This window comes from Actinomadura livida, assembly GCF_014648675.1.
GTDB classification, from domain to species: domain Bacteria; phylum Actinomycetota; class Actinomycetes; order Streptosporangiales; family Streptosporangiaceae; genus Spirillospora; species Spirillospora livida.
This window is the reverse complement of the sequence record NZ_BMRO01000003.1, coordinates 21,701-37,584: the sequence shown is the minus strand read 5'-3', so window position 1 is coordinate 37,584 and position 15,884 is coordinate 21,701. Positions and strand designations below refer to the sequence as shown.

Genomic DNA, 15,884 nt, shown 5'->3' with positions numbered 1-15,884 from the left:
GCACGAACCGCAGGAACTCCCGGGGAATCTCGTAGGAAACGGAGCCTTCGTTGGCCGTCAAGCCCATCCGCCTTTTCGGTGATCCCGTGCTGCGCACGCCCGCTGAGCCGGTGAAGGACTTCGACAAGGAGCTGCGGCAGCTCGTCAAGGACCTCACCGACACGATGATCGACGCGCCCGGCGCCGGCCTCGCCGCGCCGCAGCTCGGCGTCGGCCTGCGGGTGTTCACCTACTACGTCGACGACCGGCTGGGCCACGTGGTCAACCCCACCCTGGACCTGTCGGACGAGCAGGAGACCGACGACGAGGGCTGCCTTTCCCTGCCCGGCCTCGCGTTCCCCACGCCGCGGGCCGTCCGCGCCGTGGCGAAGGGCTTCAACATGCACGGGGAGCCGATCACGCTCGAGGGCACCCACATGCTGGCCCGCTGCGTCCAGCACGAGACCGACCACCTCGACGGCGTCATCTTCATCGACCGGATGGATCCGGAGCAGCGCAAGGCCGCGATGAAGGCGATCAGGGAGGCCGAGTGGTTCGGCGACCCGGTCCCCGTCGTCAAGGAGTCGCCGCACCGGACCTTCGGGAAGGCGATCTAGGTGCGGCTCGTCTTCGCGGGCACCCCCGAGACCGCGCTCCCGTCGCTGAGAGCGCTTCTGGAGTCCTCGCACGAGGTCGCAGCGGTCGTGACCCGTCCGGACGGGCGTTCGGGCCGTGGGCGCCGTCTGAGCGCCAGCCCGGTGGGTGCGTTCGCCGCCGAGGCCGGCCTGGAGGTGCTCAAGCCCGCCAGGGCCCGCGACCCCGAGTTCCTCGACCGGCTGCGCGAGATCGCGCCCGACTGCTGCCCGGTCGTCGCGTACGGGGCGCTGCTGCCCCGCGCGGCCCTGGACATCCCGCGCCACGGCTGGGTGAACCTGCACTTCTCGCTGCTGCCCGCGTGGCGCGGCGCCGCTCCCGTCCAGCGCGCCATCCTGCACGGCGATGAAATGACCGGCGCGGCCACGTTCCAGATCGAGGAGGACCTGGACACGGGTCCCGTCTACGGCGTCCTCACCGAGCCGATCCGGCCCGATGACACCACCGGTGACCTGCTGGGCCGGCTGGCGGTCGCCGGCGCCGCCCTCCTGCTGGACACGATGAACGGCATCGAGCAGGGAGTCCTGGAGCCCCGGCCGCAGCCCACCGAGGGCGTCTCCCACGCGGCCAAGCTGACCCCCGAGGACGCCCGCGTCGAGTGGAACAGCCCCGCCATGCACATCGATCGCCTCGTCCGCGCCTGCACCCCCGCCCCGGGTGCGTGGACGACCTTCCGTGACATGCGGGTCAAGCTGGGGCCGGTCCGCCTCAGGCCCGACGCAGAGAAGTTCTCCCCAGGTGAACTGCGCCCTGGGAAGAACGAGGTCCTGGTGGGGACGGCCACACATCCTGTCGCCTTGGGCGAGGTCCAACCGCAAGGGAAGCGCCGCATGGGCGCCGCCGACTGGGTACGCGGGCTCGACCTCACCGGCAAGGACGCGCTGCACTGATGCCGCCCGCACGCAACCGCCGACACACCCAGAACCGCAGGCCCGGCGGGCCGCGCAAGACGGGACGTCCGCAGGACCTCGTCCGCCGCACCGCGTTCGACGTCATCCGCGCCGTGGAGACACGCGACGCCTACGCCAACCTGCTGCTGCCATCCCGGCTCCGCGACCGCGGGCTCACCGGACGCGACGCGGCCCTCGCCACCGAGCTGACCTACGGCACGCTGCGGGGCCGCGGTACCTACGACGCAGTGCTCGCGCTATGCAGCGACCGCGAACTGCGCCGCATCGACGCGCCGCTCCTGGACGTCCTGCGCCTCGGCGCGCACCAGATTCTCGCGACCCGCATCCCCTCGCACGCCGCGGTGGCGACCACGGTCGAGCTGGCGCGGTCGGTCTCCGGCCCGGGGCAGGCCAAGTTCGCCAACGCGGTGCTCCGCAAGGTCGCCGGCCGCGACCTGGACGCGTGGCTGGCGATCGTGGCACCCGCCGACGCCGACACGTTGACTCGCCTGTCGATCGCGCACAGCCATCCCAAATGGATCGTGTCCGCTCTGCGGGACGCCGTCGGCGCCGCCGAGATCGAGGATCTGCTCGCCGCCGACAACGACCGTCCGCGCGTCACCCTCATCGCCCGCCCCGGCCGGGCCACCGTGCAGGAGCTGCAGGAGGCGGGTGCCAAGCCGGCGCCGTACTCGCCGTACGCCGCCATCTTGGGCGAAGGGGACCCGGCGGATATCGCCGCCGTCCGTGACGGGCGCGCCGCCGTCCAGGACGAGGCGAGCCAGATGGTCGCCCTGGCCCTGACCGAAGCTCCCTTGGACGGCCCAGATGCGCGCTGGGCCGACCTCTGCGCCGGGCCCGGAGGCAAGGCGGGCCTGCTCTCCGGCCTCGCGACCCAGCGCGATGCGCGCCTGCTGGCGGCCGACATCCAGCCGCACCGCGCCGGCCTCGTCCGCCGCGCGGTCGACGACCGCGCCGGGGTGGTCGCCGCCGACGGCACCGCGCCCGCGTGGCGCCCCGGTTCCTTCGACCGGGTCATGGTGGACGCGCCCTGCACCGGCCTAGGCGCGCTCCGGCGCCGCCCTGAGGCCCGCTGGCGGCGCGGCCCCGAGTCGGTCGCCGAACTCGGCCCCCTCCAGCGCGGGCTGCTCGCCTCGGCCCTGGACGCCGTCCGCCCGGGCGGTGTCGTCGCCTACGTCACCTGCTCGCCGCACATCGCCGAGACCCGGGTGGTGGTGGACGATGTCCTGCGCAAGCGCGACGACGTGGAACGGCTGGACGCGCCGTCCGTCCTGGCGTCGGTGGCGCATGACCTGACCGGATTGGGGAACGGCCCTTACGCCCAGTTCTGGCCGCACCGCCACGGGACGGACGCGATGTTCCTGGCTCTGCTGCGCCGCACCTGACCTCCTGGAGGTTCCGTGCTGACCGGCTTCTGGCACGCCGTGTCATTCCTGGGCAGCGCGGGCTTCTACGTACCGGTGCTCCTCGTGCTGTTCTGGTGCGCGGCTCCACGGGTGGCGGCACGGGCCGCTGTGCTCCTGCTGATCGGCGGGTATGTCAACACGGTCCTCAAGTTCGTCTTCCACGACCCCCGCCCCTACTGGACGAACCCCTCGGTCGAGGGCGAGCAGGCGTATTCGTCGTTCGGCATGCCCTCGGGCCATTCGCAGAACGCCGTGGTGGGCTGGGGCTTCGCCGCCACCCTGACCCGGCGCCGGGCCCTGTGGGCGGCCGCCGCGGTGCTCATCGTTCTGATCGGGGTCTCCCGCGTCCAACTGGGTGTCCACTCTGTGGGGCAGGTCCTGGGCGGCTGGGGGATAGGGCTGACCCTCCTGCTGGTCGCCCTCCTCGCGGAGCCCTTCGTCGTCGCGTGGTGGACGCGACGCCCCCTGGGCATCCAAGTGGCGCTCGCTCTGGGGCTTTCCCTGCTGTTCCTTGGGGCGGCGTGGGCGGCGATACAGCCGCTCGAAGGGTGGCGGTGGCCGCACGGGTGGGCGCAGGAGATCAGGGAGGCCGGAGGCGAGACCGAACCCATCACGCTCGTCGACTCGGCCCGGGCCTCGGGCGGGCTTTGCGGAGTCCTGGCGGGGCTGTCCATCCTGGCGGCCCGCGGCTGGTTCGACCCCCGCGGGCGACCGTGGCAGCTCCTGGCACGCCTCGCCGTGGCCATGGCCGGCGCCGGTGTCATCTACCTGCCCGCCCTCCTGCTCGACGCGTCCGGGCTGTTCCCGGTGTTCGCCGTCCAGGCGGCGCTGGGCCTGTGGGTGACGGCCGGTGCGCCGGAGGCCTTCGTCCGCCTCCGCCTGGCCGCCCGCCCCACCCCCGCTCTCACCCGGCCGGGTGAGGAGCAGTCGGAACTGCGCCAATAGACTCGGATCATCATGGCTCCTCAGATCGCACCCAGCATCCTGTCCGCGGACTTCGCCCGCCTGGCCGACGAGATCGCGCGCATCGCCGACTCCGCCGACTGGGTCCACGTCGACGTCATGGACAACCACTTCGTCCCCAACCTCACCTTGGGGCTGCCGGTCGTCCGGGCGCTGCTCGAACACAGCGCGCTGCCCCTCGACTGCCACCTCATGATCGAGGACCCGGACCGCTGGGCCCCTGAGTACGCCGAGGCGGGCGCGAAGAGCGTCACCATCCACGCCGAAGCGGCGAAGGCCCCGATCCGCACCCTGCGCGCCATCCGCGCCGCGGGCGCGCGCGCGGGCCTGGGCGTCAACCCCGCCACCCCCGTCGACGGCTTCGAGGACATCCTCGGCGAGATCGACATGCTGCTCCTGATGACCGTCGAGCCCGGCTTCGGCGGCCAGAAGTTCCTGGACGTCGTCCTGCCGAAGGTCCGCCGCGCCCGCGAGCTCATCAAGGGCCGCGACCTGCCCGTCTGGCTCCAGGTCGACGGCGGCGTCAGCACGGAGACCATCGAACGCTGCGCCGAGGCGGGCGCCGACGTGTTCGTCGCGGGCAACGCCGTCTACGGCGCCGACGACCCCGCCGAGGCCGTCCGCCGACTCCGCGGCCAGGCCGAGGAGGCGACGGCCAAGGCGGACTGGTGATCCTGCCCTGCGACGCCGTCCTGCTCGACGTGGACGGCACCGGTGGACGGCACTCTCGTCGACCCGACGCCCCTCGTCGAACCCCGGCCCGCGGGTGACGGCCTCTGCCTCGCCGCCGGCTGACCGGCGGACCCTTCGGTTCTCACCCGTTCGCGGGGACGATCCCGAGGGAGGCGTGGAACATCTCGTGCACGCGGAAACGCCGGACGGCCGCCAGGTTGAGGTGCTGTACCTGATGGCTTCCCAGGAAACGGCCGTTGTCGACGGCCTGCGCGGTGAGCAGCCCCGAACGCCACAGGATCTCGATGAGGTCGTTGGGTTCGCGCAGGGGCAGCCATGACTGCGTGCCGCGTGTGGGGATGTCGCCGAAGGCCAGTTCGAGGCAGAGCATCTCCAGTTCCGCGCGCTCGAAGGTGTGCGGATGGCTGCGGAAGACCTCGAAGACGCTCAGCAGGCCCGGGTACTGGGAGCGGTACTCGGCCGCGATGTCCTTCGTGCGCTCGGCGGAGTAGCCGTACTCGGACCGCTCGATCGCCGAGTACGGCACGGGCAGGCGCGACGTCCGCCCCCTGGCCAGATCCAGGGCCTCCGAGCAGAACTGGATGAGCTCCCTAGGCCGGTACAGCGTGCGGTCCACCATGTAGCCGAACGAGCCGTCCCGCGCCATGCCCGGCGGCGGCGGGGCGAAGACCGCGGACCAGCAGGCCCGGTCCCCGGCCCGCTCGAGCGCCTCGACGTCGAACCCCTTCTCGTGGGCCGAGTACCGGATCCGCTTGGCGATGAGCTCGAGCAGCGACTCCTCCGACCAGGAGATCTTCTCCACCAGGTCCCGGTGCTTCTGCGCGTCCTCGTACAGGGCGGGGATGTCGTCGTAGAGCTCCTGCCTGAGCGACATGTACACGCGCAGGTTCCGGTGCAGCGCGTTGACGGAGACGCACGCCTGGAACAGCCCGGACACGAACGCCTTCGCGTCCTCGGAGGAGTCCCAGCCGCGGTCAAGCTCGTCCACGAGGACCACGACACGCTGGCTCTCCAGGACGTTCTGCAGCGCCGGGAGCAGGTTCTGGATCTCCTCCAGCTTGTAGAGCCGGTCGAGCTCCCGGGTGCGCAGCCCCGCCTCGATCGGCCCGATCTTCACGGCCTCCAGCCGCTTCAGGTACGACATCAGCAGCGACAGCGTGCCGAGCTGCTGGGCGCCGTGGCTGTCCCTGACGTACTTGTGGATCTCCCTGCCGCCGCCCTTGGTCAGCCGCATCCCCTTCCTGGCCAGCGCCTTCATGACCAGGACGTAGATGAGGTACTTCCAGGCGGCGGCGTAGGCGCCCTGCTTCGCCCACGAGCCCGCGTCCTCCGCGGCCATCGTCGCGTTGAGCAGCTCGTACGAGTAGTCCTCGGGCGACAGCTCGATCACGTGGCTGCCGGCGGCGCGCTCCCGCTTGGCCAGCACCTTGAAGATCGCGCTCTTCCCGGACCCGCGGTTGCCCATCAGGATCGTCTTCGCGCCCGTCCGCACCCGCTGGTAGGCGGGGGACTCCACGAAGTACTTCTCCAGCCCCCGCGAGATGTCGCGCTCGGCGGAGGGGGTGCCGAAATCGAGCACGTCCAGGATTTTCGGCGACAGAGTCAGTTTGGCCATGGGCCTGTTCCCCGAGTCGGTGGCGGAGGGTTTCGTCACCGAGTTTCACCCTTGGCCGGACCTTCGGCAAGACTCCCCGTAAGGGGGATCTGGAGCGCTCCCAGGTCTTCTGGACGAGCGCCGGTTGAGCGACTTGCGCGGCCTACCTCGCCGCTGGGGCCGGGCTCCGGCGGCGAGGTGGCGCGTCAGCCGAAGAGGGGGCCCACGAGGTTCAGGCCGGGGTGGGACTCCGCGGCGTAGAGGGCGAAGAGGGCCAGCGCACCGCCGGCCAGGGAGAGGTCCTTGAGGAACTGGAGCTGCTCCTGCTGGCGCGTCTCCGGGGCCTCCTGCTTCCAGAAGTCGTGGAACACGAACGCCGTGATCAGCAGGAACGGGACGAAGGCCAGCGCGGCGAGGTCGGGCCAGATGCCGAGGACCAGCATGGCCGAGGCCACGAGGATGTAGACGCCCGAGACCTGCACGGCGAGCTTCGGCTGCGGAAGCTTCTTGGCCGCCGCGTAACCGGCCATGGCGCCGGTGGCGGTGAGATGCCCGACGCCTGCCCCGATGAAGATCGATGTGAACGCGATGCGGGCGATGAGGGCGACGACGTCCATGACTGCCTCCTGGGGGATTGTTGTCATGCGTCACTTCTGTCCCGCGATCTACCCCACCGTCATGATCGTTGAACGTTGAATCAACTTGCTGCGTGCTGTGGAACGTGCCGAATTCGTGGCGATGGTCACATCGGGCGCCTGTGGACGGCGTGGCACACTGGATGGCAAAGCATGAACGCGTGCTCCGGGGTCGGTGAAATTCCGAACCGGCGGTTACAGTCCGCGACCCGGCCGAAGCCATCGGCCGGTTGACCCGGTGGAACTCCGGGACCGACGGTCAAAGTCCGGATGGGAGGCAGCGCGCGGCACGTCCCTGACCTGGGGCGTGCGCCGATGTATGGACGTCCCCGGAGCCTTGACCTAGGAGGCCCGGGTAGATGTTCACCGGCATCGTCGAGGAACTCGGCGAGATCACGGGGGTCGAGCCCCAGGGGGATTCCGTCGAGCTCGCGGTCCGCGGGCCGCTCGTCACGCAGGACGCCGTGCACGGCGCGTCGATCGCCGTCAACGGGGTCTGCCTCACCGTCGTGGACGTCAAGGGCGAGGTCTTCACCGCCGACGTCATCAAGGAGACCCTCGGCAAGTCCAGCCTCGGCGCGCTGGAACCCGGCTCCAAGGTCAACCTCGAACGCCCGCTCCGGCTCTCCGACCGGCTCGGCGGCCACCTCGTCCAGGGCCACGTGGACGGCGTCGGCACGATCATCTCCCGCGAGCCGGGGGAGCGCTGGGACGTGGTCACGGTGTCCCTCCCGCACGACCTCGCGCGCTACATCGTGGACAAGGGCTCGATCACCGTGGACGGCATCAGCCTCACCGTCGTGGAGGCCGGCGCGGACCGGTTCAGCGTCGCCCTCATCCCGACGACGCTCGCGCTCACGACGCTCGGCCACAAGACTCCCGGCGACCCGGTGAACCTCGAAGTGGACGTCGTGGCCAAGTACGTCGAGCGCATGCTGGGGGACCGCTCATGAACCGGCCCCGGCGCGACCGCGCGACGACGATGACGATCAGCTTCGGGACGCTCAGCTTCGAGACGACCAGCTCCGACCAGCGGCTCCGGGACGCCCGGGCCCTGCACGCCCCCGGGCGGAAGGCGGTGACCGCATGAGCGGCAACGGCAGTGCAAGCGAGACGGGGACCAGCGAGACGGGGATCTTCGACTCCATCGAATCGGCGCTCGCGGACATCGCGGCGGGACGTCCCGTCGTGGTCGTCGACGACGAGGACCGCGAGAACGAGGGCGACATCATCTTCGCCGCGGCGAAGGCGACGCCCGAGCTGCTGACGTTCACGATCCGCTACACCAGCGGCGTCATCTGCGTCCCGATGGAGGGCGCCGACCTCGACCGCCTGCACATCCCCCTCATGACCGCGCAGAACACCGAGCGCATGCGCACCGCGTACACGGTCAGCGTGGACGCGCGGCTCGGCGTCACCACCGGGATCTCCGCCGCCGACCGGGCCCGGACGATCCGCACGCTGTGCGACTCGGCGTCCGAGCCGCGCGACCTCGTCCGCCCCGGCCACATCTTCCCGCTGCGCTACCGCGAGGGCGGCGTGCTGCGCCGGCGAGGGCACACCGAGGCGGCCGTCGACCTCGCCAGGATGGCCGGGCTCACCCCCGCGGGCGTCCTCGCCGAGGTGGTCAACGAGGACGGCACCATGGCGCGCCTGCCGGAGCTCCAGATCTTCGCCAAGGAGCACGGGCTCAAGCTCGTCTCGATCGAGCAGCTCGCCGAGTACCGCAGGCGCACCGAAGCGATGGTCGCCCGCGTGGTGGAGACGCGCCTGCCCAACCGGTACGGGCAGTGGCGCGCGGTCGGGTTCTCCAGCGCGATCGACGGCGGCGAGCACGTGGCGATGGTGCTCGGGGACATCGGCGACGGCGAGGACGTCCTGATCCGCGCCCACTCGGAGTGCCTCACCGGCGACGTCCTGCACTCCGAACGCTGCGACTGCGGGACCCAGCTCGACGCCGCCATGGAGCGCATCGCGGAGGAGGGGCGCGGCATCGTCCTCTACCTGCGCGGGCACGAGGGACGCGGCATCGGCCTCCTCGCCAAGCTGCAGGCGTACGCGCTCCAGGACAACGGGTCCGACACCGTCGACGCCAACCTGGAGCTCGGGCTCCCCGCCGACGCGCGCGAATACTCCAACGCCGCCCACATGCTGCGTGACCTCGGCGTACGCTCGGTGAGGGTGCTCACCAACAACCCCGCCAAGCTCAAGGGCCTGGACGGCTTCGGCCTGGACGTGCGGGGCCGCGTGCCGATGCCCGTCATCGTCACCGAGCACAACCGGCGCTATCTGACGGTCAAGCGCGACCGTCTCGGACACCAGATCGAGGGACTCACATGAGCGGCGAAGGACGCCCCGAGGCGAGCACGGTCGACGCCGCCGGCGTCACGCTCGGCATCGTCTGCACCCGGTGGCACGCGCGCATCACCGACCAGCTCCTCGACCGCGCGCTCGCGGCCGCCAAGTCCTGCGGCGTCGACCAGCCCGTCGTCACCCGCGTCGCGGGCGCCCTGGAGCTGCCGGTGATCGCGCAGCAGCTCGCCCGCGACCTGGACGCCGTCGTCTGCCTCGGCGCGGTCATCCGCGGCGCCACCGCCCACTTCGACTACGTCTGCGACTCGGTCACCGCGGGTGTGACCCGTGTCGCGCTCGACGAGGCGACTCCGGTGGGCAACGGAGTTCTCACATGTGACACCATTGAGCAGGCACTGGAACGCAGCGGGCTGCCCGGCAGCTCCGAGGACAAGGGATGGGAGGCGACGGTGGCCGCACTCGACACGGCACTGACCCTGCGAGGTCTGCGGCATCACGGTCACGCCGGGAGCGACCAGAAGCATATGTAGGTCCGGAACGACCGCATTCGAGCTTCTGAGCCTCCGGGCCCTCGCACTTCCATCTCATCGAAAGGCAATTCCGTGCTGTCACTGGTCCTGCCCAAGGGGTCGCTGGAGAAGGCGACCATGCAGCTGTTCGACGCCGCCGACCTCACCGTCCAGCGCTCGTCGGACCGCGACTACCGCGCCTCCATCGACGATCCCCGCATCGACCGGGTGCGGGTCCTGCGCCCGCAGGAGATCCCCACCTACATCGAGCAGGGTCTGTTCGACCTCGGCATCACCGGCCGCGACTGGATCACCGAGACCGACGCCGACGTCGTGAGCCTCGGCGAGCTGCAGTACTCGAAGGCGACGTCCAACCCCGTCCGCGTGATCATGGCGGTGCCGGAGGGCGCGCCGTGGCAGCAGGTGTCCGACCTGCCGGAGGGCGTCCGGATCTCCACCGAGTTCCCGGCCCTGACCAGGCGGTTCCTCGACAAGCACGGCGTGAAGGCCACGGTCGTCCCGTCCTACGGCGCGACCGAGGCGAAGGTCCCCGACATCGTGGACGCGATCGTCGACCTCACCGAGACCGGCTCGTCCCTGCGCAAGAACGGCCTGCGCATCCTCGACACGCTCCTGACCAGCTACACCGAGCTGGTCGCCAACCGCGCGGCCTACGAGGACGCCGAGAAGCGCGCCGCGATGGAGGACATCTCACTGCTCCTGCAGGGCGCGATCCGCGCGCGCGGCAAGGTCCTGCTGAAGCTGAACGTCGCCCAGGCCGACCTTCAGAGCGTCCTGGAGATCATGCCGTCGATGTCCTCGCCCACGGTCACGTCCCTGGCGGGCGGCGACTCGCACGCCGTGGAGTCCGTGGTCGCCAAGCGCGGCGTGAACCGGCTGATCCCGGCGCTGAAGGCGGCCGGCGCGCACGACATCCTCGAGATCCCCATCGCGAAGATCGTTGACTGAGACCCCGGTGCTCCCGACCGTGTGGCGTCCCCGCGTCACCCGGATCGTCGCCTACATCACGGCGGGCGTGATCATGCTGGCCCTGATCGTGCTCGCCGTGGTGGTGGCGCCCCAGTTCAAGCTGTTCGACCGCATCCTCATCGTCGTGTTCGGCGCCTTCGTCGCATGGGTCCTGCACATGCTCGCCCGCTGCCGCGTCGCCGCCGACGAGTCGGGCCTCACGGTCGTCAACGCGTTCCGCACCCGCACCTTCGAATGGCCCGAGGTCCTGGACGTCACCATGTCCGAGGGCGAGCCCTGGCCCACCCTCGACCTGGCCGACGGCACCTCGATGAGCGCGATGGGCATCAACGGCACCGAAAAGGCCCTGGCCGCCCGCCAGCTCACCGAACTGAAAACCCTCCTGCACACCCGAGGCGAAGCCCCCGACCCCACCTGACCGCGTCTGTTCTAGGCTGTTGTCCAGTCCGAGAGCGCGCAGTGTGCCACAGTGGACTCATGACAGCTCAGAGTGTTGAGACGATCGCAGAAAGTGGCTACATGGACGGTGAGCCGCTGCCAGACTGGGTGATCCCCCCGCCGGGGGGCTTCACCGCTGCCGACTTCCTTCGCATGGACGGTTTGCTGCCCCGGCACACCGAGCTGATCGACGGGAGTCTGGTCTTCGTGAGCCCGCAGACGATGTGGCATGCACAAGTGCTCAAGCTGCTGGAGAACGAACTGGACCGCCAGGCGCCCGCACACCTGCGAGCCGTCCGGGAGATGACCGTCCGGCTGGGGGAACGACAGGCACCCGAGCCGGACGTCGCGGTCGTGACGGCCGAGGCGTTCGACCGTGGCCCCTCCTGCACCCACTTTCTGGCGGAGGACGTCGTGCTGGTGGTCGAAGCCGTCTCGGCGGACTCGGTCGAGCGTGATCGTGAGATCAAGCCTCGCCGGTACCTGGCCGCGGGGATCAGGCACTACTGGCGCGCGGAGCGGGACGGGGACAGGACCGTCGTCTACGTGTACGAGTTCGACCCCCGCGACGCCGCCTACGCTCTGACGGGCATTCACCATGACCGGCTCAAGGTGACCGCTCCGTTCGACATCGAGATCGATCTGACCGCCATCGGCCAGCGCCGGTAGCGATCCGCATACCTCCGGGCGGCCGGCTGCGCCGGAGAGCATCCCGGTCCACGGGCCCCGGCGAACAGCTGGCCGATCGCGGGGTCGACGCCGTGGAACGCGCCCGGCACCGTCGACGCGGCGAGCGACCCGTCGTTCACGGGCCCGGCCTCCACGGCGGTTGCCGCACGCGGCCGGGCTCCTCGCCGTCGCTCACATGGTCAGCGTCCAGCCCGCGCGTCGTCGCACGAGTCATCGCGGCGAGCCCCCGTGGGCGGCGAAAACGCAAGGGTCCGGACCGTGTGACTTGCGCCTCGGGCTGAGTAGCCTGAAAGCCGTGGGGGAGACGGCACCGATGACACTGGACCAGGTCGGATCGCCCGCGGACCTCGCGGGCCTGCTCGACAGGCACGCCTACCTGTGCGACGAGGGGCTCGCGACGGCGTGCTTCCTCGCGCTGCGCATGGGCCGTCCGCTGTTCCTGGAGGGCGAGGCCGGGGTCGGCAAGACCGAGCTCGCCAAGACGCTCGCGCGGGGCCTCGGCGCGCCACTGATCCGGCTGCAGTGCTACGAGGGCCTCGACGCGTCCCAGGCCCTCTACGACTGGGACTTCCCGCGCCAGCTCCTGCACCTGCGCGCCGCCGAGGCGGCGGGCGTCAGCGACGTGGCGCGGCTGGAGGGCGAGCTGTACGACCGGCGGTTCCTGGTGGCCCGCCCGCTGCTCCAGGCCCTGGAGACCTCGCCGAGCGTCCTGCTGGTGGACGAGCTCGACCGCGCCGACGACGAGTTCGAGGCGTTCCTCCTGGAGGTCCTCAGCGACTTCACCATCACCGTCCCGGAACTGGGCACGATCCGGGCCGAGCGGCCGCCGGTCGTCGTGGTCACCTCCAACCGGACCCGCGAGGTCCACGACGCGCTGAAGCGGCGCTGCCTGTACCACTGGCTGGAGCACCCGTCGTTCGACCGCGAGGTGGCGATCATCCGGCGGCGGCTCCCCGGCGCGGCGGAGCGGCTCGCCGGGCAGGTCGCCCGCGCCGCGCAGCGGATGCGCGAGACCGACCTGCTGAAGCCGCCCGGGGTCGCCGAGACCATCGACTGGACCGAGGCCCTCGTCGCCCTCGGCGTCCGCGACCTGGACCCGGGGACCGCGGCGGTGACGCTCGGCGCCGTCCTGAAGTACCGCGAGGACCAGCAGCGCGTCCTCGGCGGCGGACTAGAGGCCCTGCTCAACGGGGGGTGAGGGCGTGGAGCGGGACGTCACCGAGACGATGGTCGGCTTCGCCCGGACGGTGCGCGCGGCGGGCGGGAGCGCCGATCCCGAGCGGGTGCAGGCGATGCTCGCCGCCCTCGACCACCTCGACGTCCTCGACCCGTCCGACGTGTACTGGGCGGGCCGCCTGACGCTCTGCGCCGACCCCGACGACCTCCCCCGCTACGACCGGTGCTTCGCCGCGTACTTCTCCGGCGCGACCGCCCGCCCGGGGCGCCGCCCGCCGCCGCCCGTGGTCGTCCGCCGGGTGACGGTGCCCGACCCGGGCGCCGGGGACGGCGCGGAGGAGTCCGGGAACATGAAGGCCGTCACCGCCAGCGCCGTCGAGGTGCTGCGCGACCGGGACGTGGCGCGGCTCAGCGCCGCCGAGCGCGCCGAGGTCGCCCGGCTGATCGCGATGCTGGACGCGGGCGCCGAGCGGCGCCGGTCCCGGCGGTTCACGGCCGCCGCGACCGGGCGGCTCGACCCGGCGCGGACCGTCCGGGAGACGCTGCGGCGCGGCGGCGAGACCGCGCTGCTGCGGCACCGCACGCACCGCACCCGCCCCCGCCGCGTCGTGCTGATCGTGGACGTCAGCGGGTCGATGAGCCCGTACGCCGACGCGCTGCTGCGGTTCGCGCACGCCACCGCCCGCTCCGGCGGGCGCGACGTCGAGGTGTTCAGCGCCGGGACGCGGCTGACCCGCCTCACCCGCGAGCTGCGGCACCGCGACCCGGACGCGGCGATGGCGGCGGCGTCCGCGGCCATCCCCGACTGGAGCGGCGGCACCCGGCTCGGCGAGGAGCTGAAGGAGTTCCTCGACCGGTTCGGGCAGCGCGGCCTGGCCCGCGGCTCGATCGTCGTGATCGCGTCGGACGGCTGGGAGCGCGGCGACGCGGCGCTGCTCGGCGAGCAGATGGCGCGGCTGCACCGGCTCGCGCACCGGGTGGTGTGGGCCAACCCGCACAAGGCGCGCCCCGGGTACGAGCCGCTGACCGCGGGGATGGCCGCGGCGCTCCCGCACGTCGACGACTTCACGTCCGGGCACAGCCTCGCGGCGCTCGAAGCGCTGGCCCGCCTGGTGGCCGGCGCCGGACGTGGCTCAGGGAACCTCGGAAAGGGGAGGGCACATGCGTGACGTCCTCGGCGACATCGCCGGCTGGTACGCGTCCGGGGAGACGTTCGGGCTCGCGACCGTGGTGAACACCTTCCGCAGCGCGCCGCGCCCGCCGGGCGCGGCGATGGCGGTGTCGCCGGGCGGGGAGGTCGCGGGCAGCGTGTCCGGCGGCTGCGTCGAGGGCGCCGTGTACGACCTGGCGCAGTCGGTGATGGAGAGCGGCGAGCCCGTCGTCCAGCGGTACGGGGTGAGCGACGACGACGCGTTCTCCGTCGGCCTGACCTGCGGCGGGATACTCGACGTCCTGGTGGAGCCGGTCGGCCCCGCCACGTTCCCCGAGTTCGCGGAGGTCACTGCGGCCATCGAGCGGCACGAGCCCGTGGCCGTCGCCACCGTCGTCGCCGGCCCGGGGCGCATCGGCGCGCGCCGCGTCATCTGGGCCGACCGCGCCTCCGGGTCGCTCGCGCCGGGCGCCCCGCACGCCGGGCGCCTCGACGCCGCGGTGGACGACGACGCCCGCGGCATGCTCGCCCAGGGCCTCACCGGCCAGCGGCACTACGGCGCGGAGGGGGAGCGGCGCCTGGACGACCTGACGGTCTTCGTGCACTCGTTCGCCCCGCCGCCGCTGCTGCTGGTGTTCGGCGCGATCGACTTCGCCGCCGCCGTCGCCCGCATCGGCAAGTTCCTCGGCTACCACGTGACGGTGTGCGACGCGCGGCCGGTGTTCGCGACGCCCAAGCGGTTCCCGGAGGCCGACGAGGTCGTGGTGAAGTGGCCGCACAAGTTCCTGGAGGAGACGGCGTCCGCCGTCGACGAGCGGACGGCGATCTGCGTCCTGACCCACGACCCCAAGTTCGACGTCCCGCTGCTGGAGGTCGCGCTCCGCACCGGCGCGGGTTACGTCGGCGCCATGGGGTCGCGCCGCACCCACGACGACCGGCTGGCGAGGCTCCGCGAGGCGGGCCTGACCGGGGCCGAGCTGGGCCGGCTGCGCTCCCCGATCGGCCTCGACCTCGGCGCCCGCACGCCGGAGGAGACGGCGGTGTCGATCGCGGCCGAGCTCGTGCAGCTCCGCTGGGGCGGTTCCGGGCGGCCGCTCACCGACACCACGGGCCGGATCCACGCCGACGCGCCGTGACGGCACTACCCTCGCGGAATGACGTTGCACGGTGCGGAGCCGCCGGCGGGACTGCTGCTCGCGGCGGGTGAGGGAAGCCGGCTCGGGCGTCCGAAGGCGACGGTGGAGCTGGCCGGGGAGCGCCTGGTCGACCGGGGCGTGCGGATGCTGCGGGACGGGGGCTGCTCCCCGGTCCTGGTGGTCGCCGGGGCCGAGCCGGTCGAGGTGATCGGCGCCGTCGTGGTGCCCAACGCCGGCTGGCGCGACGGCATGGGGTCGTCGCTGCGCGCCGGGCTCGCCGCGCTGCCGCCCGGCTGCCCCGCGGTGGTCGTCGCGCTGGTCGACCAGCCCCTCGTCACCTCCGCGGCGGTGGCACGGCTGATCGCCGCCTACGAGGACGGCGCCGAGATCGCCGTCGCGACCTACGGGGGAGCGCCGCGCAACCCCGTGCTGCTGAGCGCCGGGCACTTCGCCGCGGCGGCCGAGGCCGCCGTCGGCGACATGGGTGCCCGCGCCTACCTGCGCGCCCACCCCGACCGGATCACGCGCGTCCCCTGCGACGGCGTCGCGGCCCCCGACGACATCGACACCCCCGACGACCTGCGCACGGTCGAGCGGGCGGCGCTGGACCGCCGCGCCGGAGGACCGGGCGGGGACGGCCGGTAGGG

The 15,884-nt window shown here is 72.1% G+C and carries 18 protein-coding genes and 1 riboswitch; of the genes, 16 read left to right on the top strand and 2 right to left on the bottom strand.

The features are described 5' to 3' along the window. Positions 1-50: 50 nt before the first annotated feature. Genes def through rpe form a run of 5 tightly spaced genes read left to right on the top strand, consistent with a single transcriptional unit; the run spans position 51 to position 4,585 of the window. A complete protein-coding gene (gene def / locus IEZ03_RS06845) occupies positions 51-596 on the top strand; it encodes a peptide deformylase (RefSeq protein WP_184886320.1) in 546 nt (181 codons plus the stop codon). After that, positions 597-1,523: a methionyl-tRNA formyltransferase gene (fmt, locus tag IEZ03_RS06840; protein ID WP_184886318.1), complete on the top strand. Its 927-nt coding sequence runs from the start codon at positions 597-599 to the stop codon at positions 1,521-1,523. Next, positions 1,523-2,929, top strand: coding sequence for an RsmB/NOP family class I SAM-dependent RNA methyltransferase (locus tag IEZ03_RS06835; protein ID WP_184886316.1), 1,407 nt, complete (start codon positions 1,523-1,525; stop codon positions 2,927-2,929). Before fmt ends, IEZ03_RS06835 begins: the two co-directional genes overlap by 1 nt. 15 nt (positions 2,930-2,944) lie before the next feature. Then, on the top strand, positions 2,945-3,895 hold the full coding sequence (locus IEZ03_RS06830) for a phosphatase PAP2 family protein (protein WP_184886314.1): 951 nt from the start codon (positions 2,945-2,947) through the stop codon (positions 3,893-3,895). Between the two features lie 12 nt (positions 3,896-3,907). After that, positions 3,908-4,585 carry a ribulose-phosphate 3-epimerase gene (gene rpe / locus IEZ03_RS06825; RefSeq protein WP_184886312.1) on the top strand — a complete coding sequence of 226 codons (678 nt, stop codon included), beginning with the start codon at positions 3,908-3,910 and terminating at the stop codon, positions 4,583-4,585. 142 nt (positions 4,586-4,727) lie between these two features. On the opposite strand, the gene IEZ03_RS06820 is transcribed toward rpe, so the two are convergent. Both IEZ03_RS06820 and IEZ03_RS06815 read right to left on the bottom strand, forming a co-directional pair. After that, entirely contained in the window at positions 4,728-6,221 is a 1,494-nt protein-coding gene (locus tag IEZ03_RS06820; RefSeq protein WP_184886310.1) for a P-loop ATPase, Sll1717 family, read from the bottom strand. Positions 6,222-6,406: 185 nt separating this feature from the next. Beyond that, the gene (locus IEZ03_RS06815; RefSeq protein ID WP_184886308.1) at positions 6,407-6,817 is read right to left on the bottom strand and encodes a DoxX family protein; all 411 of its coding nucleotides are present in this window, start codon (positions 6,815-6,817) and stop codon (positions 6,407-6,409) included. A 175-nt stretch (positions 6,818-6,992) separates the two neighbouring features. After that, a riboswitch (FMN riboswitch) is annotated at positions 6,993-7,123 on the top strand. A 71-nt stretch (positions 7,124-7,194) separates the two neighbouring features. On the opposite strand from IEZ03_RS06815, the gene IEZ03_RS06810 reads away from it, so the two are divergent. The 11 genes from IEZ03_RS06810 (at position 7,195) to IEZ03_RS06760 (ending at position 15,882) form a co-directional block, all read left to right on the top strand. Continuing rightward, complete coding sequence (locus IEZ03_RS06810; protein WP_132044476.1) at positions 7,195-7,788, top strand: riboflavin synthase; 594 nt, start codon at positions 7,195-7,197, stop codon at positions 7,786-7,788. Continuing rightward, a complete protein-coding gene (locus tag IEZ03_RS06805; RefSeq protein ID WP_184886306.1) occupies positions 7,785-7,925 on the top strand; it encodes a hypothetical protein in 141 nt (46 codons plus the stop codon). Before IEZ03_RS06810 ends, IEZ03_RS06805 begins: the two co-directional genes overlap by 4 nt. After that, a complete protein-coding gene (locus tag IEZ03_RS06800) occupies positions 7,922-9,175 on the top strand; it encodes a bifunctional 3,4-dihydroxy-2-butanone-4-phosphate synthase/GTP cyclohydrolase II (RefSeq protein WP_221480812.1) in 1,254 nt (417 codons plus the stop codon). The genes IEZ03_RS06805 and IEZ03_RS06800 overlap by 4 nt, the downstream gene beginning before the upstream one ends. Next, complete coding sequence (gene ribH, locus IEZ03_RS06795) at positions 9,172-9,678, top strand: 6,7-dimethyl-8-ribityllumazine synthase (RefSeq protein ID WP_184886304.1); 507 nt, start codon at positions 9,172-9,174, stop codon at positions 9,676-9,678. Before IEZ03_RS06800 ends, ribH begins: the two co-directional genes overlap by 4 nt. A gap of 72 nt (positions 9,679-9,750) precedes the next feature. Next, positions 9,751-10,626 carry an ATP phosphoribosyltransferase gene (hisG, locus tag IEZ03_RS06790; RefSeq protein ID WP_184886301.1) on the top strand — a complete coding sequence of 292 codons (876 nt, stop codon included), beginning with the start codon at positions 9,751-9,753 and terminating at the stop codon, positions 10,624-10,626. Continuing rightward, a complete protein-coding gene (locus IEZ03_RS06785) occupies positions 10,619-11,065 on the top strand; it encodes a PH domain-containing protein (protein ID WP_229808089.1) in 447 nt (148 codons plus the stop codon). Before hisG ends, IEZ03_RS06785 begins: the two co-directional genes overlap by 8 nt. 101 nt (positions 11,066-11,166) lie before the next feature. Continuing rightward, positions 11,167-11,754 (top strand): Uma2 family endonuclease, encoded by a 588-nt coding sequence (locus IEZ03_RS06780; protein ID WP_184886300.1) that lies wholly within the window; start codon positions 11,167-11,169, stop codon positions 11,752-11,754. A gap of 334 nt (positions 11,755-12,088) precedes the next feature. Beyond that, positions 12,089-12,973 carry an AAA family ATPase gene (locus IEZ03_RS06775; RefSeq protein ID WP_132044468.1) on the top strand — a complete coding sequence of 295 codons (885 nt, stop codon included), beginning with the start codon at positions 12,089-12,091 and terminating at the stop codon, positions 12,971-12,973. Positions 12,974-12,977: 4 nt separating this feature from the next. Further along, positions 12,978-14,120, top strand: a complete 1,143-nt coding sequence (locus IEZ03_RS06770; RefSeq protein ID WP_229808087.1) for a vWA domain-containing protein — start codon at positions 12,978-12,980, stop codon at positions 14,118-14,120. Further along, positions 14,113-15,237 (top strand): XdhC family protein, encoded by a 1,125-nt coding sequence (locus IEZ03_RS06765; protein ID WP_184886298.1) that lies wholly within the window; start codon positions 14,113-14,115, stop codon positions 15,235-15,237. Before IEZ03_RS06770 ends, IEZ03_RS06765 begins: the two co-directional genes overlap by 8 nt. An 18-nt stretch (positions 15,238-15,255) precedes the next feature. Then, positions 15,256-15,882: a nucleotidyltransferase family protein gene (locus IEZ03_RS06760; RefSeq protein ID WP_184886296.1), complete on the top strand. Its 627-nt coding sequence runs from the start codon at positions 15,256-15,258 to the stop codon at positions 15,880-15,882. Positions 15,883-15,884: the final 2 nt, after the last annotated feature.